19 protein-coding genes and 1 tRNA gene are annotated in these 25701 nt (G+C 35.0%); 9 read left to right on the forward strand and 11 right to left on the reverse strand.

From position 1 onward, the window contains the following. Window positions 1-2 precede the first annotated feature (2 nt). From CHSO_RS21175 to aceB, 8 genes are all read right to left on the reverse strand, one after another. Complete coding sequence (locus tag CHSO_RS21175; RefSeq protein WP_045500586.1) at window positions 3-548, reverse strand: hypothetical protein; 546 nt, start codon at window positions 546-548, stop codon at window positions 3-5. Between the two features lie 94 nt (window positions 549-642). Continuing rightward, the gene (locus tag CHSO_RS21180) at window positions 643-1635 is read right to left on the reverse strand and encodes an acyltransferase (RefSeq protein WP_045500589.1); all 993 of its coding nucleotides are present in this window, start codon (window positions 1633-1635) and stop codon (window positions 643-645) included. 198 nt (window positions 1636-1833) lie between these two features. Then, window positions 1834-2601 carry a UDP-2,3-diacylglucosamine diphosphatase gene (locus CHSO_RS21185; RefSeq protein ID WP_045500591.1) on the reverse strand — a complete coding sequence of 256 codons (768 nt, stop codon included), beginning with the start codon at window positions 2599-2601 and terminating at the stop codon, window positions 1834-1836. A gap of 24 nt (window positions 2602-2625) precedes the next feature. Next, a complete protein-coding gene (locus CHSO_RS21190; protein WP_045500594.1) occupies window positions 2626-3072 on the reverse strand; it encodes a 6-pyruvoyl trahydropterin synthase family protein in 447 nt (148 codons plus the stop codon). Between the two features lie 60 nt (window positions 3073-3132). Further along, window positions 3133-3564: an acyl-CoA thioesterase gene (locus CHSO_RS21195; protein WP_232509106.1), complete on the reverse strand. Its 432-nt coding sequence runs from the start codon at window positions 3562-3564 to the stop codon at window positions 3133-3135. 119 nt (window positions 3565-3683) lie between these two features. Then, window positions 3684-4259, reverse strand: coding sequence for an OmpH family outer membrane protein (locus CHSO_RS21200; protein WP_045500601.1), 576 nt, complete (start codon window positions 4257-4259; stop codon window positions 3684-3686). A 229-nt stretch (window positions 4260-4488) separates the two neighbouring features. Continuing rightward, complete coding sequence (gene aceA / locus CHSO_RS21205; RefSeq protein ID WP_045500603.1) at window positions 4489-5769, reverse strand: isocitrate lyase; 1281 nt, start codon at window positions 5767-5769, stop codon at window positions 4489-4491. An 86-nt stretch (window positions 5770-5855) separates the two neighbouring features. Continuing rightward, entirely contained in the window at window positions 5856-7430 is a 1575-nt protein-coding gene (aceB, locus tag CHSO_RS21210) for a malate synthase A (RefSeq protein WP_045500606.1), read from the reverse strand. Window positions 7431-7556: 126 nt separating this feature from the next. Between aceB and CHSO_RS21215 the strand changes: the two genes are divergently transcribed. From CHSO_RS21215 to CHSO_RS21225, 3 genes are all read left to right on the forward strand, one after another. Continuing rightward, window positions 7557-9029, forward strand: coding sequence for a helix-turn-helix domain-containing protein (locus CHSO_RS21215; RefSeq protein WP_045500608.1), 1473 nt, complete (start codon window positions 7557-7559; stop codon window positions 9027-9029). 60 nt (window positions 9030-9089) lie between these two features. Further along, window positions 9090-9743, forward strand: coding sequence for a ComF family protein (locus tag CHSO_RS21220; protein WP_045500611.1), 654 nt, complete (start codon window positions 9090-9092; stop codon window positions 9741-9743). A 191-nt stretch (window positions 9744-9934) separates the two neighbouring features. Continuing rightward, window positions 9935-10621, forward strand: a complete 687-nt coding sequence (locus CHSO_RS21225; RefSeq protein WP_045500613.1) for an alpha/beta fold hydrolase — start codon at window positions 9935-9937, stop codon at window positions 10619-10621. Between the two features lies 1 nt (window position 10622). Here the strand turns inward: CHSO_RS21225 and upp are convergent, their stop codons facing one another. Beyond that, window positions 10623-11273: a uracil phosphoribosyltransferase gene (gene upp, locus CHSO_RS21230; RefSeq protein WP_045500615.1), complete on the reverse strand. Its 651-nt coding sequence runs from the start codon at window positions 11271-11273 to the stop codon at window positions 10623-10625. Between the two features lie 153 nt (window positions 11274-11426). After that, window positions 11427-12737, reverse strand: a complete 1311-nt coding sequence (gene der, locus CHSO_RS21235; protein ID WP_045500618.1) for a ribosome biogenesis GTPase Der — start codon at window positions 12735-12737, stop codon at window positions 11427-11429. Between the two features lie 257 nt (window positions 12738-12994). Between der and CHSO_RS21240 the strand changes: the two genes are divergently transcribed. From CHSO_RS21240 to CHSO_RS21255, 3 genes are all read left to right on the forward strand, one after another. Continuing rightward, window positions 12995-13065 (forward strand) — tRNA-Gln (locus CHSO_RS21240). A gap of 216 nt (window positions 13066-13281) precedes the next feature. Further along, entirely contained in the window at window positions 13282-13533 is a 252-nt protein-coding gene (locus CHSO_RS21245; RefSeq protein WP_144429002.1) for a hypothetical protein, read from the forward strand. Between the two features lie 239 nt (window positions 13534-13772). Continuing rightward, the gene (locus CHSO_RS21255; RefSeq protein ID WP_045500626.1) at window positions 13773-14162 is read left to right on the forward strand and encodes a hypothetical protein; all 390 of its coding nucleotides are present in this window, start codon (window positions 13773-13775) and stop codon (window positions 14160-14162) included. Window positions 14163-14342: 180 nt separating this feature from the next. Here the strand turns inward: CHSO_RS21255 and CHSO_RS21260 are convergent, their stop codons facing one another. Beyond that, window positions 14343-17087: a Calx-beta domain-containing protein gene (locus CHSO_RS21260; protein WP_045500628.1), complete on the reverse strand. Its 2745-nt coding sequence runs from the start codon at window positions 17085-17087 to the stop codon at window positions 14343-14345. Between the two features lie 408 nt (window positions 17088-17495). Between CHSO_RS21260 and CHSO_RS21265 the strand changes: the two genes are divergently transcribed. The 3 genes from CHSO_RS21265 (at window position 17496) to CHSO_RS26365 (ending at window position 25697) form a co-directional block, all read left to right on the forward strand. Continuing rightward, complete coding sequence (locus tag CHSO_RS21265; protein ID WP_045500630.1) at window positions 17496-19106, forward strand: T9SS type A sorting domain-containing protein; 1611 nt, start codon at window positions 17496-17498, stop codon at window positions 19104-19106. A 5-nt stretch (window positions 19107-19111) separates the two neighbouring features. Beyond that, window positions 19112-22144, forward strand: coding sequence for an RHS repeat protein (locus CHSO_RS21270; RefSeq protein ID WP_045500632.1), 3033 nt, complete (start codon window positions 19112-19114; stop codon window positions 22142-22144). Between the two features lie 136 nt (window positions 22145-22280). After that, window positions 22281-25697 carry a DUF6443 domain-containing protein gene (locus CHSO_RS26365; protein WP_052480680.1) on the forward strand — a complete coding sequence of 1139 codons (3417 nt, stop codon included), beginning with the start codon at window positions 22281-22283 and terminating at the stop codon, window positions 25695-25697. Window positions 25698-25701 lie beyond the last annotated feature (4 nt).

Here is a 25701-nt window from a genome sequence, read left to right on the forward strand (position 1 = left end):
TTTTACTTTTTATTTTTAAGATCAAAAGGATTTTTGAAAATAAGCTCTTCATGCTTTCCTTTGATTTCCATTTTACGTTGAAGCAGATTTAAAGCCATTTTTCTGATGAAAAGATCTTTATCATTCAGTTTCCAATAAGAATCTTCGTGAAGCCTTTTTGGGGAACGGATAAGATAGAATTCTGTGTCCCAGGTATCTGCATTATGATAAAACTCAATGATTCCGCAATGCTCCGGAATGAGATTAGAATCTACCATTCCCATTGGCAATAGAAAACTGAAAGCATTACATACATAGTCTCCACAGGAAATTTTATCATGTTTCAGAAATTTTTCTCCTGTATCTTTATTAAAATATGATTTTTTGAAGTCGTTTTTAAAGTCACTTTTTGAAAGCTTGATCTCAATTTCATGGCTCATTCCTTCCGCATCAATAATAAGCATATCCGCTTCCCAATCAGCCTGAAAATAGTTAGTCAGTACGAGTTCTTTTTCAAAATCGCAATGGGTATGAATGTATGCGTGAACAAGTTCTTCTATTTTAAGCATAATCTTAGTTTAGATTGAAGCCATTCAGACATGAGATATGAGACACTTTTCAACAAACAAAATTCAATATTATGAATCCCGAAACTATCTTTGGTTAGCTCACTAACAAACTGCAGCCTCTGATATCAGAGTGGTCTATTCTTCCCAACACCTGAAATTTATCGCCTATTATTTTTCCCAAATCCTGAGTTGCAATGAAAGAGCAAGAATGAGTATTGGCTAAATCGATGATATTAATAGCTCCTGTTCTGCCTTCTTTTTCATAAGAGAAAGGATCTTCAGCATTTCTGATCTTAATTCTCATCCAATTAGGACACTGATATTCATTGTTTCCAAGGGAATAAGCTTGAGATAACAACTCTGTCATTGAATATTCTGAGTAAATCTTATCTGTTTTGAAGCCTTCCTGCAAAATTTTCAACAGTTCGTCTTTTGTCATTTCTTCTTTTCGGCCTTTCATTCCACCGGTTTCAATGACGATTAGGTTTTCAAGAATACTTAGAGATTCTTTGCTATGTTCAGAATGACAATAATCTAAGAAGTCTAATAAAGCAAAGGAAACTCCGAAAAGAATTACTTTTTTATCCTGTAGCCGGTTCAAAAGATTGAAAAGATCAGAATGATTATAAAGGAAATACCCGTTTTCAGGTTTTGCTGATTTTTTCATCAGATAATCTACCATGTAGATCAATGATGAATTCTGTTTTTCCAGATAACTTGGTAATAACCCAAGGAAAATAAAATCTTCAGGCTTTCCGATGAATTGTTCAAAACTTTTATAAATACTTTCTTCATATAAATCTGTATTGGCAATGAAGTGCTTTGAAAGATTCATCTGTGTGGTTCCGGAACTTTGAAAAAAGAGGTCCGTAGTCACATTTTTATCCAGAATCTGATGGTTTTTAAACATTTCAATCGGAAGAAAAGGAATTTCCGATAAATTGTTAACCTCATCCGGATTGATGTTCAGATAATCTACAAATTTTCTATATATCTCAACATTTTCATACTGATAACGAAATGTTTTCAATGATACATCCAGGAAATCCTGTTCGGTTTGTATGTTGAATATATTTTTCGGTTCCATAATTTTTTCAATCGTCTTATTACTTCTGCTTAAAGCAATTATTTGGACAAAATATTTTTATTTAATGTTTTTTTAATATCAAAATTTGACTTTGGTAAACTTCTTGCAATTACTTAATCGGAATATGGATTAAAAACAGAATGAGTCCCCCACTCATTCTCAAATTACCTCTTTTTAGGGGTAATTTTTTTGTTTTTATTACTCGAAAGCCTTCAGTTCAAAGTCTTTTTCAAAAACGCCATAGGTAAAATAGGAAATCCAGTCTCCAAGATTGATGTATTTTGAATTTCGTTCTAAATCCAATACCATAGGAAGATGACGGTGCCCGTATACGAAATAATCAATTTTCTCCGTCTTCAGCTTTTCTTTGGAATAAATAATGAGAAACTCTTTATCTTCTCCTAAGAATGCTTTGTCTTCTTCTCCTGAGATCATTTTATTCTTCTGGGAAAGATACAAAGCAACTTTCATCGCTATATCAGGGTGAAGCCACTTGAAAAACCATTGTGCTATCGGATTGGTAAAGACTTTTTTCATTCTTTTGTATCCTTTATCACCAGGTCCCAAACCATCTCCATGGGCCAACAAGAACTGTTTTCCGCCCATTTCAAAATACTGTTTCTGGTAAAAAACGGTACAACCAATTTCTTCTTCAAGATAATCTTTCATCCAAAGGTCATGGTTTCCCACAAAAAAATAAATATGGATTCCTCGATCTTTGAGTTCTGCAATTTTCCCTAAAACACGGACATATCCTTTGGGCACTACATGTTTCCATTCATGCCAGAAGTCAAAAAGGTCACCCATTAAAAATAAAACCTGTGCATCTTCTTTAATCTGATCCATCCATCGTATAAATCTTTCTTCACGTACCTTACTTTCTTTAGGAGTAGGTGCACCGAAATGCTGATCTGAAGCAAAGTATACTTTTTTTCCAGGTTCTAAATTAATTGTTGTTTTTAACACCTTGTGAGCTTTATGGGATAATAATTATTGATTGTCTTCTGCAAACCATTCTCCATAAGAGTTTTCAGTCTCATGAAGTTTAAGATAAGCCAGAGAAATTCCTTCCGGAAGTCTTGATTTTATTTTGGCAGCAATGGCATACAGCATATTTTCACAGGTTGGCTGGAAGCTGCAGTAGATTACCTTATGCCCTTTCTGTTCAAGATCATCACCCAACTCTTTATGAGGAGTAAGTGCATTTAAAAGCACTGCATGATCCCAAACATCTACGATCTCAGATTTTACGATACTTTTGATATCTCCGAAATCAACTACCATCCCATTTTTAGGGTTATCAATATCATTAATCGGTTTTCCTTTCACTGTTACAAACAGTTTATAGGAATGTCCATGCATATTTTTACATTTCCCATCGTAGTTGTACAGTACGTGGGCTGTTTCGAATGTAAAAATTTTTGTAATACGTATCATACTGCAAAGATATGACAAAACCGCTTAACAAAGAAAAGACGGTCTCTATTACAATGATTTTCAAATATAGTTCTCATCAATTTCCCCGGCTAATCCCTCCAGCCAATTGCCCTCCAGCCTTTTTATTTTCTTCGTTTCCGTATCAAACAGAATCCAAAGGGTGCTTGAATCCACAACCAGTTCATCATGACAATAGAACTCTACTTTTCTCGGCTGCTTAGCTCCTTCCGGAGCTTGCGGATAAGTTTTCACGGTGATTACATCATCCAGATACACCTGCTTTTTGTAGCGAATATGATGATCCAGAAGCATCCAGGCATCATTTTCATATTCTGTTTTATGTTTTAAGAGATCCCAATGTTCTGCTGCTATTTCTTCCACCCAATGTACATACTGAACATTATTAACGTGATTATTCTGATCGATATGTTCTTCCGTTACTTTAATCTGTTTTTCATATACCAAACTCATCTCCTTGAAATATTTACTCAAATTTAAGATTTAAAATAAAAGATTTCTCATGAATCTTCATACAAAAACTGATATTTATTGTATAAAAAAACGGAACCAGACTAATCTGATTCCGTTTTGCAATTTTCAATAGATTGAAATTATTTCTTAGCTTTTACTGCTGCTGGTTTAGAAGCGGTTGCTGAAGCTCCTAATTTTGCTTTTACCTGTGCAGTAATATCTTCCCCTCCATCGGTATAGATAAGATTGGACCCACGTGCTGCAATATCAAATACATAGTTCAGACCTTTTTCTTTAGAAACTATAGAAATAGCATCTTTTACCTTTTGTTGTATCGGAGCAAACAAATCATTTTGTTTAGCAGAGATTTCCTTAGCTGCCTGTGCTCTTCCCTCCTCTATTTTCTTAGCCAGACTATCTAATTCTGTTTGCGCAACAACTAGTTCTTTAGTTACAGTATCTTTATTAGCATTCGTTAATGTCTTCTCTTTTTCCTGCGCTGTTTTCAACTTAGTTTGATACTCACTGATAATTTTATCAATTTCAGTCTGTTTAGCTTTAGTTAGATTATCAATAGCTTCCCCAGCTGTTTTCACCTCAGATAAACTACTAAAAATGTCATCAGTATTTATATTCCCAATCTTTTGTTGAGCATTTACAGTATTTGCAGTTAAAGTTAATCCTGCTGCAATAAAAAATAATTTAATTAGTTTCATTATAATATATACTTTTTTTGAAAAATTTACTTTTTTTCAGTGTCCAAATATAATATAATTTTTCATTTAAGATCATTCTGATTTTTTAGACTTCCTTAAAATACATAACCTATCAAAAACATCTTGAAACCATATAAAATATTCATTATAAAAAAGCCCTTTCAACATAAAGCCCTCCCCAAAAACTGAGGAGAGCTTCGAAAATATGTATAATGCAAAAAACTGAATTTTAATGGAACTGTGCTGTTTCTGTAGAATCCTTCATCGCTACGGTAGCAGAAGATCCGTTGGTAACAACATTCTGAACCTCATCAAAATATCCTGTCCCTACAAAAGACTGATGTTTTACCGCTCTGAATCCTTTTGATTGTAAAGCAAATTCACGCTCCTGAAGTTCTGAATATCCGGCCATCCCTCTTTCTTTATACGCTAAAGCCAATTCAAACATTGCCGTATTCAAAGCATGGAATCCTGCCAAGGTAATAAACTGGAATTTATAGCCCATTTTCGCTAACTCTTCGCGGAAGGTAGACATTTCCTCTACGCTCAGTTTAGCCGCCCAGTTGAATGAAGGGGAGCAGTTATAAGCAAGCATTTTTCCTGGAAACTGTGCATGAATTCCGTCTGCAAACCTTTTCGCCTGTTCCAAATCCGGGTTGGAAGTTTCCATCCAGATCAGGTCTGCATAAGGTGCATAAGATAATCCTCGGTCTATTCCCTGTTCTACTCCATTTTTTACTACATAAAATCCTTCAGAAGTTCTTTCTCCTGTTACAAATTTTTTGTCTCTGTCATCAATATCTGAAGTCAGCAAGTCTGCTGCATCAGCGTCTGTTCTGGCGATGATAAGACTTGGAACACCCAATACATCTGCTGCCAAACGTGCCGCAACTAACTTATTAATGGCTTCCTGAGTAGGAACCAATACTTTCCCTCCTAAATGTCCACATTTCTTTGCAGAAGAAAGCTGATCTTCAAAGTGTACGCCAGCAGCACCTGCCTCAATCATTTGTTTCATGAGTTCAAATGCATTCAGATTTCCTCCAAAACCTGCTTCAGCATCAGCAATAATCGGAACAAGATATTCTTTATCTCCAGCTCCGCTTACCGACTGAACCTGATCTGCTCTTAATAAAGCATTGTTAATTTTCTTTACTACAGAAGGCACTGAATTCGCCGGATACAAAGACTGATCCGGATACATTTCTCCAGATAAATTAGCATCTGCAGCTACCTGCCATCCTGAAAGATAGATCGCCTCTAAGCCGGCATCAACTTCCTGCACAGCCTGATTACCTGTTAGAGCTCCAAGCCCTGCCACAAAATCTTGGGTATTTAATTTTTCCCAGAATTTCTTAGACATTTCTGTCGCAATGGTATAATCTATTTTGTAAGAGCCACGAAGTTTTAATACTTCTTCTGCCGTATAAGGTCTTTTTACGCCATTCCAGCGTGGATTTGTCAGCCAATCTTGCTCTAGAGCCTGGATTTGTTCTTGTCTTGTTTTCATAATATTTGGATTTTGTTTGTTGAATTATTGGGTTCGAGATGCGGATTTTGTGAATATTCAGTTATTTCTATTCTCTCGTTGTCGAACTATATGAAAGGATATGCTTTAAGGGTTAGAAATTCTTCAAAGTTTTCTGAGAATATCAATTCATTGAAAAGCTCTTTGGCAAGGTTGAACTTTCCGTTTTTAAAACGGGATTCTCCAACATATTTTTCAATATTGTCCATTTCTTCGGATTCCCATTGAAGAACCATATTGCGGGTTAATGTTCTGTCATCACTTAATACCGCTTCATTTTTAAGCCATTGCCAGATCTGCGTTCTTGAAATTTCAGCAGTGGCAGCGTCTTCCATCAGATTGTAAATAGCAGCAGCTCCAATTCCCATCAGCCAGCTTTCGAGATAAAGAATTCCTACATTAATATTTTTTCTTACTCCTTTCTCTGTAATTTCTCCTTTCGGGATTTCCAGCAGATTACTTTCCTGTATGTTGTATTCAAATTTTTTATCGATCTGGTTTTTGGAAGGCATATGCTCATCAAAAATATCCTTAGCCACTGAAACTAACGCGGGGTGCGCCACCCATGTTCCGTCATGACCGTTTTTCACTTCTCTTTCTTTATCGCTTCTTACTTTTTCAAAAGCAATATTATTAGCTTCGTCGTCATTTTTTACAGGAATCTGTGCTGCCATCCCGCCCATAGCATGAACGTTTCTCTTATGACAGACTTCAATCACTCTTTTTGAATAGGCACTCATAAAAGGTGAAGTCATGGTTACCTGATCTCTGTCCGGAACAATAAATTCCGGAAGGTTTCTGAATTTTTTGATGTATGAGAAGATATAATCCCATCTTCCGCAATTCAGTCCTGAGCTGTGTTCTTTTAATTCATATAAAATTTCATCAATCTGAAATGAGGCTGTAATGGTTTCTATTAAAACAGTTGCTTTAATTGTTCCCTGTGGAATTCCCAGATATTCCTGAGCAAAAACAAATACTTCATTCCACCATCCTGCTTCTTTATAATGTTCTAATTTTGGAAGATAAAAGTATGGGCCACTTCCCTTTTCCAACAGCTTTTTCACATTTCTGAAGAAGTAAATTCCAAAATCAATCAATGAGCCTGATGCTTCTTCATTATTAATCTTAATATGCTTTTCAGGAAGATGTAATCCTCTTGGCCTTACCAATAAAACTGCGGTCTTTTGATTAAGTTTATAAGCCTTTCCTGCTTCGTTGACGAAATCTATGGTTCTGTTAATTGCATCGGAAAGATTAATTTGTCCTTCCATCCCATTTTCCCATGTGGGCGAACTGCTGTCTTCAAAATCCGCCATGAAGGTAAAAGCTCCGGAATTCAGAGCATTGATAATCATTTTACGGTCAACCGGACCTGTAATCTCTACTCTCCTATCTAATAAATCTTGCGGTAATGGTGCACATACCCAATTCCCATTCCTGATCTCCACTGTCTCCTTCAGAAATTTTGGAAGATTACCCTGATCGAATTCTTTCTGAGTTTTTTTTCGTTCTTCTAAAAGTTTTACCCTTTTATGATTGAAATTCTGATGAAGCGCTATTAAAAAATCTATCAAATCGGGAGTGAAAATTTCTTCAAACTGCTTCTTGGCCGTAATTTTTAATTGAGTCTTGGTTTCCATAACATATTGATTTTGTGACTTGATGTTACAAACATAAACAAAAATTTTCACAAACAGCGAACGTTCGCTAATTTTTTCAAAAAATTATTATGCGAATAATCGCATCTAATTATTTATATTTGAGTAATGAATTCAGAAAGCGACTATATCAAAACAGTTTTCGGGCTAAAACTGAAACAGCAGAGACAAAAGAAAAATTGGTCTCTACAGGATCTTGCTGTAAAAACCGGATTATCAAAATCTTACCTTAATGAGATTGAAAATGGAAAGAAATACCCGAAACATGATAAAATCATTCAGCTTTCTGAAGCTCTGAACTGCACTTTTGATGACCTGGTTTCTACAAAACTGGACAAAAGCCTTGCTCCTTTTAATGAAATTCTACAATCCGATTTCTTCAAAGAAGTTCCATTGGAATTATTCGGAATCAACAAAAATAACCTTATCAGTATTATAAGCGATGCGCCTAAAAAGGTAACAGCTTTCATCAATGCACTGATAGAAATTTCTCAGAACTATAATCTTGGAAAGGAAAGGTTCTACTTTGCGGTTTTGAGATCATTCCAGGAGTTATACGACAATTATTTCCCGGAAATTGAAGATAAGGTAAGCCAGTTTACCGAAGAAAATCACCTTCAAATTGATAAAAATTTAAAGTCTGATATTCTTGAGCGTATTCTTACAGAAAACTTCAATTATACAATTCAATCTGAAGATTTTGAAATCTACGGAACACTAAACAACCTACGGTCTCTGTTTATTCCGGAAAAAAAATTATTGCTTCTGAATAAAAAGCTTGAAAAGGATCAGAAAACATTTATTCTCGCTAAAGAAATAGGCTTCAACGTTCTGGATTTGAAAGTTCGGCCTACCACATACTCCTGGCTTGACTTCGGAAGTTTTGAAGAAATCCTGAATAATTTTTATGCATCTTATTTTGCGGGAGCTTTATTAATCTCAAAGGAACCTTCCATTGAAAAAACATCAGAATTTTTCCAGCAAAATACATGGAAGCCTGAGAATTTCGCCAGTCTTATCAATAGTTTCACTGATTCGCCGGAAACGTTCTATTATCGCCTGACCAATATCCTTTCTGCAGAAATGGGAATTAAGGATTTATTCTACCTATGTTTGGTTAAAAAGAAAGGATCAGAAAAAATTCAAATTTTAAAAGAACTGCATCTTAATCATCAGCAGGCTCCTCATGCCAATGCTATGAATGAACATTACTGCAGAAGATGGATTGCAGTGAAAAACCTTCATCATTTAAAGGAAAACGAAACGCTGACTGATGCTCAAATTTCACATTATAAAGACCAGGGAATAAGCTATCTGGTTATTTCCACTTCTCAGAAAAATCCTTTTTCCGATGGCAGCAACAGAAGTTATTGTCTGGGAATTTTACTGAACTCGCAAACAATTAAAAAAATCAGTTTTATAAAGTCTCCATCATTAGAAACTATCAATGTAGGAGTAACATGCGAATCCTGCAGCATCCCGGATTGTGAGGTAAGACAGGCTCCGCCCGTGCGCTTGGAAAAAGAGCATTTTAATCTTAGCATGAAAAACGCCATTGAGAAGATAAAAAAAGATTTTTGAGTTTGAAGGATTGAGAGTAAAGATTAAAGAACTATTTTATATCTTAGTAAAAACACACTTATGATATTAGACTTACTCTTTCCCAACCGATGTCTTCACTGTAATAGAATTATTGAGGCTGATCTTCTGGTTTGCGGTCTATGCTTCGGACAGATCCATTTTACCCATTATGATTATTCCAAAAATAATCCGGTTAAAGAGCAATGCAAACTTTCGTTTCCTGTTGAGAATGCCTATGCTCTTATTCAGTTTGAAAAAGATAGTTTAAGCAGGAAAATCATTCATGAACTTAAATATAAAAGCAGAGAAATCATAGGAAAAATTCTAGCAGAATGGACTATCGAAAGATTGGATTTCAGAGATCAGAAACCTGAGCTTCTGGTAAGCGTGCCTCTTCATCCCAAAAAACAGAGAGAAAGAGGTTATAATCAACTTCATTTATATACGGAAGCTCTTTCAAAATACTATAAAATTCCGTTCGACCATCAATTAATCAAGAGAAATTATTATTCTAAAGCCCAAGCGCTGAAGGACAAAAAACACAGACAGGAAACTGTTAATACATTTTCGGTTACAAAACCTATTACAGAAAAACATATTCTGCTGATTGATGATGTTTTTACAACAGGAACTACCGTTTCTTCTATTGCCTGGGAGATTTTAAATGCCGGAGATAACAAGGTGAGTGTACTGGTGATGGCAATGGATGTATAAAAAGGTTCAAGGTTTAGGTTATCAAAATACACTCATTCACTATTCACTTGCAAAACAAAACTTACTCTTTCCTTCCAAAGTTAGGACTCGAAGTTTATTTACAAATCATTCCTTCAGCTCAAAAGTTTCAGCATAATTCTTCGTTTTTATGTTCCAATTCTTTTGCTTAATTTTCCGAAAAACAAATAATCATGCCGAATTTGGTCTTATTACACGGAGCTTTAGGTCACTCTGAAATATTTAACACTTACCTTGATGGCCTTTCCACCTACTTTACCATTCATACTCCTTTATTTTCAGGACATGGAAGTAATGAACTTCCTACAGATGGAATCAGTATAGAAAAATACACTCAGGAATTAACTAAATATTGCACAGAGAATAATTTAACAGATGTATATATTCTAGGACACAGCATGGGTGGGTATGTTGCCCTTTGTTATGCTATGAAACATCCAGAAAATGTCAATTCTATTATGACTCTGGGAACAAAATTCGACTGGACTGAGGAGCAGGCTTTAAAAGAAAGTAAAATGCTTAATCCGGATATTATTCTTGAAAAAATCCCAAAATATGCTCAACTTTTAGAGAGGCAACATGGTTCAAAATGGAAGCAATTACTGCCTGCAATAGCTGATTTAATGATTGATTTGGGTAAAAATCCACCACTGAAAGATCGTCTTGCTTCTATACATACTCCTGTTCAGATTATGGTGGGTGATAAGGATAATATGGTAACACTTGAGGAGAGTGCTCATGTTTACAGAAGCCTGCCTAATGCAAAATTGGCCGTACTTCCTGAGACAAAGCATCCCATGGATAAAGTACGGCCCAATTTATTGTTGAGTTTAATAAAAGATTTCTGGAATCTTTCTTAAATTATCTTTGAAGTTTTTCTCCGTAGCTTAAATCTCCGGCGTCACCTAATCCCGGTGTGATATATCCTTTTGATGTTAGGTCTTCATCAATGGCTCCTACCCAGATATGAGCATCAGGATATGCATTCTGAACAGTTTCAACCCCTTGTCTTGAAGCAATGGCTGCTACAATGTGAAGTTGGGTTGGGTTTCCGTTAGTCAATAAATCTTTAATGGCTTCAATCAGGGAAGCTCCGGTTGCCAACATGGGATCTGCTACAATAAGAGGTCTTCCTTCAATGCTTGGACAGGTAAGATAATCTTGCTTGATTGAGAAATAGTCGTTGGCGTCGTGTTTTCTGTACGCTGCTACGAAACCACAATCTGCTCTGTCTAGATAATTAAGAATTCCTTCAAATAAAGGAACTCCTGCTCTTAAAATGGTTGTAATTACCGGCTGTACTGCAATTTCCCTGCTTTTAATGGTATCTAAAGGAGTTTGAATTTCAACATCTCTTACTTCCAGTCCTTTACTGATTTCAAAGGCCGCAATTTCTCCGATTCTTTCCATATTTCTTCGGAATCTCATTCGGTCATGCTGAACCTGAACGTTTCGAAGTTCATTAATCCATTCATTAACAAGGGAAAAGTTTTGCGATAAAATAGTAAGCATGAAGATTTTAGGTTTTAATTACAGTTAGTAAACATTAATTACTGCAAAATTACAACTAAAAAACGAAATTGAAGTTTGGCAGCGAATAGAATAAGTATATCTATAAAAAATCTGGTAAAGTTGCCCTCACCAGATTTTTATTAAAAAGTCATTTTATTTTTGTCTGAAATACACTTCAATCGGAACTCCGGTAAACCCGAATTCTTTTCTCAACTGGTTTTCAGTAAATCTCTTATATGGTTCTTTCACATACTGTGGCAGGTTACAGAAGAATACAAACTGCGGAGATGGTGTAGGAAGCTGAACGCAATATTTAATTTTAATATATTTTCCTTTCAACGCCGGTGGTGGTGTATTTTCGAAAATAGGAAGCATTACTTCATTCAGTTTTGAAGTTTTGATCTTCTTTTTACGGTCTTCATATACCTCCATCGCTACTTCTACAGCCTTCAGGATTCTTTGTTTCGTTAAAGCTGATACAAACAGAATCGGAATATCCTGGAACTGACCAATTTTATCCTTGATTGCTTTCTCGAAATCACGCATTGTATTGGTTTGCTTGTCTTCAACCAAATCCCATTTATTCACAAGGATTACAATTCCTTTTCTGTTTTTCTGTGCTAATCCGAAAATGTTCATATCCTGAGATTCCCATCCCTGAGTAGCATCTACCATGATGATGACAACATCAGAATATTCGATAGAACGGATAGATCTCATTACAGAATAAAATTCTAAGTCTTCATTTACTTTAGACTTTCTTCTCATTCCAGCTGTATCTACCAATACAAACTCGTGTCCGAATTTATTGTATAAAGTTTGGATACTGTCTCTTGTAGTTCCCGCTATATCTGTTACAATATTTCTTTCAACATCTAATAAAGCATTGGTCATTGTAGATTTTCCTACATTCGGACGACCTGCGATAGTGATCTTAGGTAATCCTTCGAAAGGATCTTTGTATTCTGTAGTTGGGAAATCTTTAACAATATCATCCAATAAATCTCCGGTTCCAGAACCTGTAGCGGAAGAAAGTGTGTAATATTTATCGATTCCTAACTGGTAGAATTCTGTTGCAGGAAGTTCTTCTTTGGATGAATCTACTTTATTAATGACAATATAGATGGGCTTGTTGGATCTTCTAAGAAGTCTGTAAATTTCGTAATCGGTATCTGTAAGACCTTCTTCTACGTTCATCATAAAGATAATGGAAGTAGCTTCATCTACGGCTAATTGTACCTGCTTACGGATTTCTTCTTCAAAGATATCATCTGTACCTACATCATATCCTCCGGTATCAATTACGGTAAAGTCTACACCATTCCAGTCAGATTTTCCGTAATGACGGTCTCTGGTAACACCGGCTGTAGAATCTACAATAGCTTCTCTTCTCTCTAATAAACGGTTAAAAAGCGTGGATTTTCCTACGTTGGGACGCCCAACGATTGCGACAATATTTGACATAAAAAATGTTTAATAATCCTTTTTGCTGCGCTAAGGATAAGTTATTAATGGGTTACTCCAACTTTTGGAGCCCAATTTTTTGCAAAGATAAGATTTTATTATTTAGTATTAAAAAACGTCTTTATTTTGATTTTTTTTATGAAAAATAATTCTTTGGATATCAACAGATAAGCCCATTAACACGCATTTATGTTAATAATTTTTTAATTTTCGTTTTTGTAGTTCAAATAATTTTTCTAATTTTGCAACATCAAAACAGACCTATAGTGTAACGGTAGCACTCCGGTTTTTGGTACCGTCAGTCGGGGTTCGAATCCCTGTGGGTCTACAAACCATCCTTTTTTAAGGATGGTTTTTTGTTTTTTATATGATTAACAGAAACAGAGTATATTCTTAATTTTATAAAAATACTCCCATGGAGATACTAAAGTAGTTAGTTGACAAACTGGAGCTTCAAATATTATTAAAGACGGAGAATCTATTATTAGAGGTTATACTCATAGAGGAAAAGATGTAGGATGGGGAACTATAACAACTGAATATTTTGGAGGAAGTGAGTCTATTTAATGATTCTAATGATGGACCTTTTGCTCCTCTAGATAAGCCATCGTCTCCATATTCTTCTTTAGCAAGACAGAAAGCACTAAATTCAAAAAATTCAAAAGGAGTTGTCAAAATGGATTATCTTCAAGCTAACCCCATCACAGCAAATTTTGATTTTTATGAGCAAATGTGGGGAAGATCAAATGTGTCTTGGTTTAAATTAGGAGATGAAACATTTTTTTTTAATGACTGATTCTAAGTCACAAGAGTCATTGTTTTATAGATTACCAGTAAATAATTTTGAAAGAACCGATGGAAAGGTAAATAGCTTTGGAAATACATATCATACTTATATATGGACTGAAAACAATTCCGAAGTTCAACAAAAAGTAATTAACCCAACCTTAAAGAACGTTTTTAAACAAGCTATAACACCACCATCTATACTAACAAGACCTAGATTTTAAATCGAACAACTTAAATTTAATAAATATGAAAAAAAGTATAAGTTTAATTTTATTACCTTTTTTATTTTCGTGCCAAAATATTAGTAATGAAGATATATATGGAAAATATTCACCCATATCATACAAGAATACATACGACACTTTAACGATTAACAAGGATGGGGTTTATAACAGAGTAATTTACAATATAAAAGGGAAGAAATTGTTGAATTACAATTCGAAATACAAATTAGAAGGTAACACAATAGAGTTTAATGATTTTTATTTAAATTTTGATAAAGATTTAATTGCCTTTCCAGAAGATGTGAATGATACTGATATGACCTATACTACTTTTTTTGAGAAAAAAGATAAGAATATTGTACTTTGCTTTGGCTACCATGATGGGGAGAATTGTTATAAAAAGGTAAAATAAAAGCCCACGCTCGTGCTGGTAAATAAAACAAAACGCTAACTTTTGTGGGTTAGCGTTTTTTGTTATAAAGCGGTTACATTTAAATAAATAACAAAATATCTTCCACTAACTTTTAAAGTCATTAACAAAAAACCCCTGAAATATGATATTCCAGGGGTTTTTCTTTATCTAAAATTAAAATTACTTTTTAATGATCTTAAATGTTTTTACCGTATCTCTGTTTGAAACTCTTACCAAATAATTTCCAGGAACTAAATTCACTAAATCAATTTGAGCTGAATTTGTATTGACTGTCTGATTTAAAACTTTCTGCCCTACCAGATTAAATACTTCTACTTTACCTATTGGAGCATCATTTTCTATATTTAATATTGATTTTACCGGATTAGGATAAATACGGAGTTTTGCAGATGCTCTAACATCGTCCGTTCCTAAATTGTCTACAATAATTTCATCAGCACCAATAGTTGGATTTACAGTTTTCCTTATCTCACCATCAATATCTGTTGTTACTGTAGGAATTGGAGTTCCGGCAGCCGCTATTAATGGATTATTATTGATATCTAAATGTAAATCTGTAGCAGATACAAATACAGGTGCTACTCCCACAGAATTTGCATCTTTGGTTGTAAGAGTTCGCCATGCTGCTAATGTTGCATGATCTGTTCCTGCATTTAATTTAAGACTTCCTGTTCTAAAACCGCCAGATTGAACACCTCCACTGTAAAAAGCATTATAATCTGAAATCAAATTATCAAAAGTTGTACTTGCCGTTCCAAAAGCATAAGTTTTAACTAACCCTCCACCTGTAGCAATCTGGGTTGTAGACATAATATTATTTTTCATTTCTAATGAAGGGTCAAGGCCAGATAGTGCTATACAGTAACTGGGATACTGCAACGACTGTGATCCTCTGTTACCTGATAGGGAAATAGTATTGTTATATAATTTTGTCACGGAAGCTACAGCACCCACAACAAATATACCTGCAACTATAGAAGGATTTTTTGCCTGCCCCCTAACATTGTTGATCATATTATTCTGCAGGGTATTGGGAAGACCTGTATAAGTTCCTGAAATAGCAATTCCTACTGCGGAATACCCATCAGTATTTGTACTGACAACCCCGTCTATAATATTATTATTAACCATGGCCCCACTAATTCCACCACTACCTATGGCATCAAATTCTGCACTTGCCCGACCAATTCCTAATCCTGCTACATCTGTAGAAAGAGGACTTTCAACATATACTTTATTATAACTTACAATAGGGTTCATGTCATTATATAAAACTATTCCAGCCCGTAATATCTTATCAGTTCCTGTTGCAGATAAATCGTTCTGCTTTATAGTCGTTCCAATATTTTGATTATCCACGTTTTCACCTCTTGAAATGATGCCGGTACTAACTTTTTTAACAGAACAGTTTTCAACTTTGTTTCCATCATTATCTTTTCCATTAAAACCAATTCCTGTATTACTGATACCGCCAGTAATATTTACATTTTTTACAGTATTATTTTTAGCACCGTTAGTACCTGATAAAAATCCAATCACTGCCTCATTATCACTAGTATTTCCTAAAATTGATAGCTCACGCAGGGATGAATCACCACCAATCAGCTTACCGCCTACTGTAGCACCTGTTGCTGAACCGTTAATAGTAATATTATCAGTCCCTAGGAATTTAAGTAAAGAACCATAACCAGAACTATTTCCTGTGATTGATCTTGCTCCTCCAAATGGCTGAATCAATACAGCATGATCACCAATAATTTCGTTTAAGCCATTTTTACCTGTCTCCCCAGTTAAATCGGATATAATATTAATGGTGACAGGTCCTGATACCCCGTCAACGCTCTGGTTAAGTGCTTGAAAAATTCCACCGTCATTTGTTAATGAAGGATAATTCCCCCCTGCCCCAACAGTGTAAGTTCCTGCCATAGGTGGCAAAACATTTTTTATCGTTACTGTACTTGTACTGTTACCATTAATAGTTGTACCTGTAGGATTCGATAGTGTGATAGAAAATGTTTCATTATCATCTGCTGCGAGATCCGGTAAAGTAGTTACTGTAAAAGATTTAGGCTGCATATCACCATCTGCCCAAGACAAAGTCCCGGATGCGGCATTGTAATCAGTGCCGGCAATTGCAGTCCCGTCACTGGTTGCATAGTCTACAGAAACAGCCCCTGTAGATCCGCCATTACGATTTACAGTAATTACCTGGTTTCTGTTTTCCAGCATAGTAGTAGCAGAATAATCTAATGATAAGGTCCCTGTAGCTCCCGGTGTATCATATAAAATCTGAATATTAGGTTTTGTATTCATAATGATTCCGTTACCATTAAAAATAGGGTCAGTATTACTCTTCCAAACCTGTGTTTGAGCTGTAGCATTATGCCATCTAAGAATTTTGTCTGTAGTACCTTTGCCAGGGGCATCACCTAAACTGGTTCCAACCAATACATGTAAATGATCTCCAGTATATGTAAAAGGAGCAGAAAAAGGCAGTGTAATCCATTTACCTGCTGCTACACTGGTACCAACAATAGTTCCGTTATAGACAAAGGTTAAACTTAATGGTAATGGATTATAAATTTCTGCAGTTAAAGTTGAACTACCACTATTTTTTATCCCGATAAATACAGGAACATTTACGGGTGTATATGCAGTCTGAACAAAATACCGCAGCCCTGTTATTTTTGAGCCTGTAGGGATGTTCATTTCATTTTTTTGATAAACAGAAAGTACACGGTCATGCCCATACATTGCACTCAAAGGTCTGTTTTCAGTTGTTGTAAAAGTATTTCCTGATGGAATCGTTAATTGAGCGGAACTATTTGCACTGCAAAACAGAAGTGCAATAATAGCATACAAGGATTTACAGGAGTAATCCTTTTTGATTTCTGATGTTTCCAAAGTTATTAGTTTGTTATTGTTTATAATACGTGCAAAATTACATAAAATTGCCAACATGCATGACTCAATTTTTTTTACTTGTATTAACTTCTTGCTGAAACTAAAAGCAAAGTAATATTATAGTCATCATTATAATATATAGATCATCTTCGTACAGACTACAACAAGATCATTAATAAATCTTCTATATAAATCTACAATTCTTCCACTACTCTTACTGACTAACTGGAAAATTTTAACACAATATAATTTGATATTCGTCATCTTTTTTGTATTACAATAATTGAATTTTAATTCTCCTTAATTGTGATAAAACTCATATTAATTCACCTTAAGATGAGCGTTAATAAATGTTAAAAAGCCCTATTTTCGCGTGATTCTAAAATAACTATTAATCAACAAAAGGGAATGAAAAAACTTTATCTCAGTGCATGGGCTTTCTGCACCGTTTTAGGGGTATCTGCACAGGAAGTTGTTTGGCAAAAAAACATCAAATCCTCTACTCAGGATTTTTTAAGTCAAATTACCACGACCATCGATCAGCAATATCTTATTACAGGAAGCTCAATTCAAATTAACAATCAATCACAGACCTCTAACAGCCAAAAACAAAACAATGGCTACGATTTTCATCTGATAAAACTCAATCAGCAAGGAAATGAAGCCTGGGAAAAATATTTTTCGGGAAACAATCACGATTATTTATCTGCAACAATAACCACCCAGGACGGAGGTTTTCTTGTAGCCGGAACATCTTATTCAGGAAAGGGATTGGATAAAAAAGATGACTCTAAAGGTGGATCTGATATCTGGCTGATCAGAATCAACGAATTCGGAGATGAATTATGGCAAAAAACGCTGGGAACTTCCTCCGATGAGGAAGCCAGAGCAGTGATTCAAAGTACAGACTTGGGCTTTTTTGTTGCCGGAAATGTACAAAATTCTTCCAATGGTTATGGATCCAAAGATGTTTGGATCACCAGACTGGATAAAGACGGAAAGGAACTCTCTCAACTGATATTAGGAGGAAAGGGCTTAGATGAAGTGGAGAAAATGATTCCAACAAAAGATGGTGGAGCCTTATTGGGAGTTTATTCAAGGAGCTCCGAGGTTAGAACCCGAGAAGAGAAGTCTTCTAGTGAAAGATCTGTTAGTTCAACAGCCATTAGCCAAATGCCAAAAGCCAGCAGCAATTTCGGTGAAGGCGACTATTGGATAATCAAATTAGACAAAACAGGAAAAGTAGAATGGGAAAAGAACTTTGGAGGTAAAGGAGACGATCATATCAGAACGCTGGCATTAACCTCAAATGGCTATATCATTGGTGGAGAATCCAGATCCGAGAGATCCGGAAACAAAACGGTTGGTATTGAAGAAGGAACAGACCTTTGGATTATTGCTCTTAACGAAAGAGGCGATGAACGGTGGCAGAAGTCCTACAATTTCAAAAACCGTGATATTCTGATGGGAATGAGCGTTATTCATTCCGCAGATGACAAATCCTCAAAAGGAATTCTATTAGGTGGTTACACTCAGGCCGAAGGAAGAATAGAAAAAGACGATGAGACCTTCTGGATGTTGTATCTGGATGGCAATGGAAATGAGCAATGGAGAAAACATATAACAGGAGAATCCAGGCAAAAAGAAGAAAGACTTTCAGACCTAAAGCTAAACAGGGATGGCTCAATTATCCTTGCTGGAACCAGTGCCAAAGAATTAGGAAAAGAGAACTGGAAGATTGTCAAGCTGGGTGACAAACAGGTGAATGATTTGATTGAAAAATATGATATTAAAATCTATCCGAATCCGGTATCAGATTATGCTTATGTAGAAATTGGTTTTGATTTCAAAGAGGCTGATATTATACTGTATGATATGAGCGGAAGGCAGCTTCAGAACCTTAAAACGAAAAACAAGGTGACTAAGATGAATACCCAGAATTTAATTCAGGGAGCTTATTTAATGACCATAAAAACTGATAATAACAAGACGGCGAATGCCAAACTGATTAAAAAATAAGTACAATGAAAAAAAATATAATATCAGTCACTATATTACTTTTCTCTTTATATAATGCTCAAAGCTTAAACATTAAGTCCCCACAGAGTTATGAAATGGAAAGATATGGGAATGTTCCTGTTAATTTAAATGTTGGAGGAATTGATTTAAGTATTCCATTATTTGAGCAAAAATTTAACTCCATCGGAGATTTTAAACTGTCATTAAATTATAATTCTGCTGGATTCATACCCAACAAGAAATCAAATTATGTTGGACAGGACTGGTTTTTAAATTTTGGCGGAGTTATTTCGAGAACCATCAATGGAATTGCTGATGACTCAGATGTCTCAGAAAATACATTTTCTTCAAAAGGATTTCTTGTAGGAACCCGATTAGGTCCTAAATCAAATTTGGACGTCTATAATGGTGCTTATAGCACTTCTTATTGGAAAGATCATGTGTCAATAAATGGGTACCAATATGAGCTTAGACCAGATAAGTTCAGCTTCAACTTCATGGGAATTTCAGGATATTTCTATATTGGAAATGATGGAATTCCAATTGCTGTTTCAGAAGATATGAATTTAAAGATAGATGTTTCTAATTTAGCCAATCAACAAAACTATGAGTGCGCTCCGCAAGATTCTGAAATCGTCATAACTGATGGAAAAGGTATCAAATATTATTTTGGAGGTAATCATAACAACCTAGAGGTCTCCTATCAAATGGGAAACTCTAAGGATCCAGCACAATTTCTTCCAAATGGCCAAGGAATATTTTCAATTACTAGCTGGTATTTGAGGAAGGTTGAATATCCCAATAACCATCTATTGGAAATAGAATATCTGAAATATAAGAAATTTGATTCTGATTGGGAAATGCCTGGCCTGGGAAACTTTTGTACTATAACCCAACCTCCTCAACAGTCATCATTTGATTTTGTAGAAGAATTCTTTGACTTTAATAAATATGTCAATCAGCGAAATCAACGTTTTAGCTATAATTATGATACCAGTATGGGAGGGTATCATGTTTGGGGTGATGGAAGTGGCTTCTCTTATCAGGCTCCATACTTTCAATATACACTTACCAAGAAGGCATTTCCATCAAAAATAATATTAGATGGAAAGCAACTTGTGGGTTTTAATTATACACGTTTTCCATCGAATGATAATAATTATCAGTCTCTTAAATTAAATAGTGTAGAAATTAAGAATCAGGATGTTCTTATCAAAAAAATAGATTTTTCTTATTACAGAAATAAAGATACTTTTTTTCTTACCGCCATTACCTTTCCCAATAATACAAAATATACATTTGATTATTACAACAAAGAAAGCTTACCTAAATCAACGACGTTAGGAATTGATTTTTGGGGATTCTGGAATGGACAAGATGAAAATAGTAATTATTTGATTCCAAAATATTCATTTAATGCAGATACAGGGGATTATCAAGTAACAGGTACATCACGAAATTCTAATTCAAGTTTGGTAAATACCGGCTTGTTAAAGATTGTTAATTATCCAACTGGAGGAAATTCAACTTTTATCTATGAACCTCATACTTATTCAAAAAAACTTGAAAGAGATTTTTCTTCAGACTTTTTACCATACATAAAAAGCGAATCTGGAGCAGTTGGAGGAGCTAGAATTAGTAAAATTATAAACTTTGATGGTGTAAATACGGTTGCAAGAGATTTTAAATATATTCGAAATTATGGCTCTGGATCAACCGAATCAAGTGGTGTTGCGACTCAAATCCTGAGATATATGGATTATATTGATTATAAGAATGCGGGGGCTGGAAGAACCCAGGTTTTAACTGAAACAGCACAGAATATCTCAGAGAACTCCCTAAGTTCATCACCAATAAATTATAGTGAAGTTGCTGAATTAGCAAATAATGTATTTCAGAAAAAATATTATTTTAGTGATTATTCAACGAATCCGGATGCACTGGTGGAATATAGTAATGTATCTGGATTAGATGATGTTAAACCATATAAATTGACAAAAAACTTTTTTATTAGACACAATTCCAATGATAATCAACGTGGAAAATTATTGAAGACACAAATCTTCAAAGACGGAAATGTAATACAGGAAGAAGAAAATACCTATACAACATTAGAAGCTCATCCATTATTAAAAAACAGTTTTTTTAGTAGAGTTCAACAATTATTACCTTGGGTACATTATCAAAAAGAATATCTATATCCATATTTATTAAACTCAGCCACAACACGTGACTATCTTAATGGAAATATAATATCTATAAAAACGGATTATTTTTATGAAGGTAAAGAGCATTTAAATTTAACCAAAACAAAGACAAGCTATCCTACAAACGAAAATATTGAAAACGACTATCAATATGCAACAGATGTAAGACTTGGATACTTTCCTTATGCTCAATATCCCGGGTTTGCTTTTATATATAATATGTTGTCTAAAAATGCAACTGGAATTCCTGTAGTCACAACAGCTTATAAAAATGGAGTTCTAAAAAAGAGGGAACTCATTCGCTATAATTCAGCTATATCACCAAGTGATAGGTTATCTTATTCAGAAGATAAGACAATTCCCTCTACTCCAAATGTTCCTGATGTAAACTTTGCAACATTAGAAATATCATATAACCAATATGATGACAAAGGAAATCTTCAGCAGTACACTACCAAAGATGGCCTTTCAACAGTAATCATCTGGGGTTATAACCAAACCCAGCCTATTGCCAAAATAGAAGGCGCGAAATTAACAGATATTCAGCAGTCGTTGATAGATTCGATTGTCAATGCTTCCAATGCTGATGCTTTATCGACTCCTAATGCTGATGAAACCATATTATTATCTGCTTTGAATGCATTCAGAAATAATTTAGCTGCATATCAGGTCTCTACTTATACCTACGATCCTTTAATTGGAGTAAGAAGTATCACACCACCATCCGGAATCAGAGAAAGCTATCTCTACGATTCAGCTAATAGACTAGAAAAAGTAGTCGATGCTAACGGTAAGGTGTTGAAGGAAATGAAATATAACTATAAACAATGATCACTCAAATTATGGAAAAAGTAATATTAACTACAGAAATGTTAGCAGTTCAATTATATATATCCACAGATGTTGTCAGTCCAACATCTGCATCAGCTCATTTCTATTCACAAAACTAATCTACCAACATAAAATAATGTATAAAAAAACATATATAAGCATTGGACTGTTATGGAGCCTTCATCATTTTGGGCAAATAGTCTTAACTGCTCCTCCCGCTCCTAATACTGAAGTGGCAGATCCCGTGAGTATACGCATGCTTCCGGGATTCAACTTCAATTCTGCTAATGGAACTTTTCGTGCGTACATCGGCGGAGGAACCTCTGGTAATGGTGATACCTACACTCCTATCATAGTAGATTATTCATCCAATAATATTCCTGGTACCGAAAATTATATTTATACCAGACAGTATTTAGTACCCACTGCAGTTTCAGACGGATCTCTTCAACAAATACAAAATGTTCAGTTTTTTGATGGATTGGGAAGGCCTAAACAGGCAATCAGTATAAAATCTACCTCTACAGGAAAAGATCTGGTAACCCATATTCCTTATGACGGATTTGGAAGACAGGTTGATAGCTGGCTCCCGGTTCCTATGGCCTCATTGAACGGCAATATCCAAACCGGAGTAGAAATCAGTGCTAATAGCTATTATCAGGCTAATGGCATTAATGATTCCTATCCCTTTACTCATAAAACCCTGGAAAACTCTCCGCTTGATAGAGTTTTAAGTCAGAAAAATCCTGGTAGTGACTGGCAGAACAAACCTGTTATTTTTGGGTATGAAACCAATGTACAAGGTGAAGTAAAAAAATATACTACTGTCACTACATGGGCAGACGGAGCAACTTCCTCTGAACTAAGCATATCTGGTACCTATGGAGAAGCACAGTTGTATAAAAACACGATAACAGATGAAGACAATAATAAAACCATAGAATTTAAAAATGGTAAAGGGCAGACTCTGTTGGTAAGAAAAGTCATCAGTTCCTCAGAAAATGCAGATACTTATTACGTCTATAATGAATACGATCAATTGGCATTTGTTATTCCACCTTTAGCTTCTACTGCGTCAGTCGTTTCTGCTACAATGAAAGAAGATCTTTGTTATCAATACAGATATGATAGTAAAAGCAGGCTTGTAGAAAAGAAACTTCCTGGTAAAGGTTGGGAAAAGATGGTATATGATAAATCAGACAGACTGATTCTCACTCAGGATGCGAATCTGAAGTCTGCCAATAAATGGATCATTACCAAGTATGATAAGTTGGGAAGAGTGGCCTATACAGGATTTTTAACAGGCGGTGAAAGAGCAGGTCGTCAGAATGAAATCAAGGATCTGGTAATTACTGAAGATAGAAATACAACAGGATTTACCCGAAATGGTATCACTGCATACTATACAGATAATTACTTTATTGGAGAAATACCAACCATTCTGAATGTTAATTATTATGATACTTATCCTCAGGAAGCACCCTCAGTGACTACGGTTTTAAATCAGGACGTATTACCACAGGCGCAGAATTCGGATGTAAGTACTAAAAGCCTTCCTACGGCCAGCTATACTAAAAATATCGAAAATGATAGCTGGACAAAAGTATACACTTATTATGATAAGAGAGGGCGAGCAATCGCTATCCATTCTTTAAATCATTTGGGCGGATATACCAAGACTGAAAGTTCTCTGAAATTTTCAGGAGTACCGGAATACACCCTTATTGAGCATAAAAGAACAGCCAATGACCCGAAGATCAACATTAAAGAAACCTTTGAATACGATCATCAGGAAAGATTGGTAAGACATTGGAATCAGGTAAATGGTGGAGCTCAGGAACTTCTTGCTGAAAACCTTTATAATGATCTGGGGCAATTGCAGACTAAAAACGTAGGAAATACTACAGGCAGCCCATTGCAGCGTGTCAAATATGCTTACAATATAAGAGGTTGGATGACTAAACTTAATGATCCTTCAAATTTGCAGAATAAACTGTTTGCCTTTGAGCTGCGTTATAGTAACCCCAACAATCAGTATTCAGGTTCTGCAAGGTATAATGGAAACATTTCCCAGATGTCATGGATTACTCAAAACGATGCCGTACTGAGAAATTATTCTTATGAATACGATGCTCTTAACCGACTTAAAGAAGGTCGCTTCTGGGATGCCATGAATCTGGATAGAGGAGAATACCATGAACAGCTTACCTATGATTTTAACGGAAATATTAAAACGCTTTTAAGAAGAGGAAAGCAGCTTCCAGGATATACAGCACCAGAAGTAATGGATCATTTGGAATACCATTATGAGAATGGAGAACAAAGCAATAAGTTGTCTTATCTTAAAGAAATCGGAACAGGAAATGCCCTAAGTGGCTATCCATTAGCGTCAGGAAGTACCGGAAGTACTATTACCTACGATGCAAATGGAAATATGACCACCCAGTTGGATAAAGGAATTTCCTCCATTCAGTATAATTATCTAAATTTACCTGGAAAGATTACCCAAAACTCCAAAGTAACCGATTATCTTTACAGAGCAGATGGAGTGAAGGTAAGAAAGGTTTTCGGAACAGAAACAACCGATTATCTGGATGGCTTTCAGTATACCAATTCAATATTAAAATTCTTCCCAACAGCAGAAGGTTATTTTAATGTTGAAACCGGAAAATATGTTTACAATTATACAGATCACCTTGGAAATACCCGATTGAGCTATTCTAAAAATGGATTAGGAGCAGAAATTATTGAGGAAAATAATTATTATCCATTTGGATTAAAGCATGAGGGGTATAATACTTTATTGGGGAATTCTACCTATCAGTATAAGTACCAAGGACAAGAATTACAAGAGACAGGTTTTTACTCATTTAAGTGGCGGAATTACATGCCTGATGTAGGAAGGTTCTTTAATATAGATCCTCTTTCTGAAAAATATTCTTATCAATCACATTACAATTTCTCGGAAAATGCCGTAGTTGCACATAGAGAATTAGAAGGTCTTGAAAAAGTATTTTTCCAAAATGTTTTATTTAAAGATGAAAGATTTCAAAAAGCTTATCAGGCAGAAAGACAGACTTCTGGCGGAAAAGAATTTTCAAAGGCATTAAGTTCACAAAATAAAATCAACGTTCTCTATACTAATTTTTCTACTAAATATGCCACAGGTATTGCTCCATTAATAGATAGTAAGAAAAATTTCTCTGAAATTTCTAAAACTTATAAGATTGGGGTAAGCGCAAAAGAATATGATAAAATTTCAGAAAATGGAACAAAAAAAATACAGCTTATAGGCATTAGTTATGGAGATAAAAGTACACCTGCTTTCGATGTTGCAGCAACTATAAATCATGAAGAAGTAGCACATGGTACAGAAGCAATTAAAAAGAATGAAGAACAGTCTAATGCTTCAGGACATAAAAGTTATTATGGTGAAAACAGAGAAGCATCTCCAGAGGACAAAGAGGTTTTAACAGATAAAAAATATGAGGGAACAAAAGCAAATACTAATCTAAAAGAATTGGAACAGATTCTTGAGAAACCTAAAAAATAAAAAC

It is taken from the genome of Chryseobacterium sp. StRB126, assembly GCF_000829375.1.
GTDB lineage: Bacteria > Bacteroidota > Bacteroidia > Flavobacteriales > Weeksellaceae > Chryseobacterium.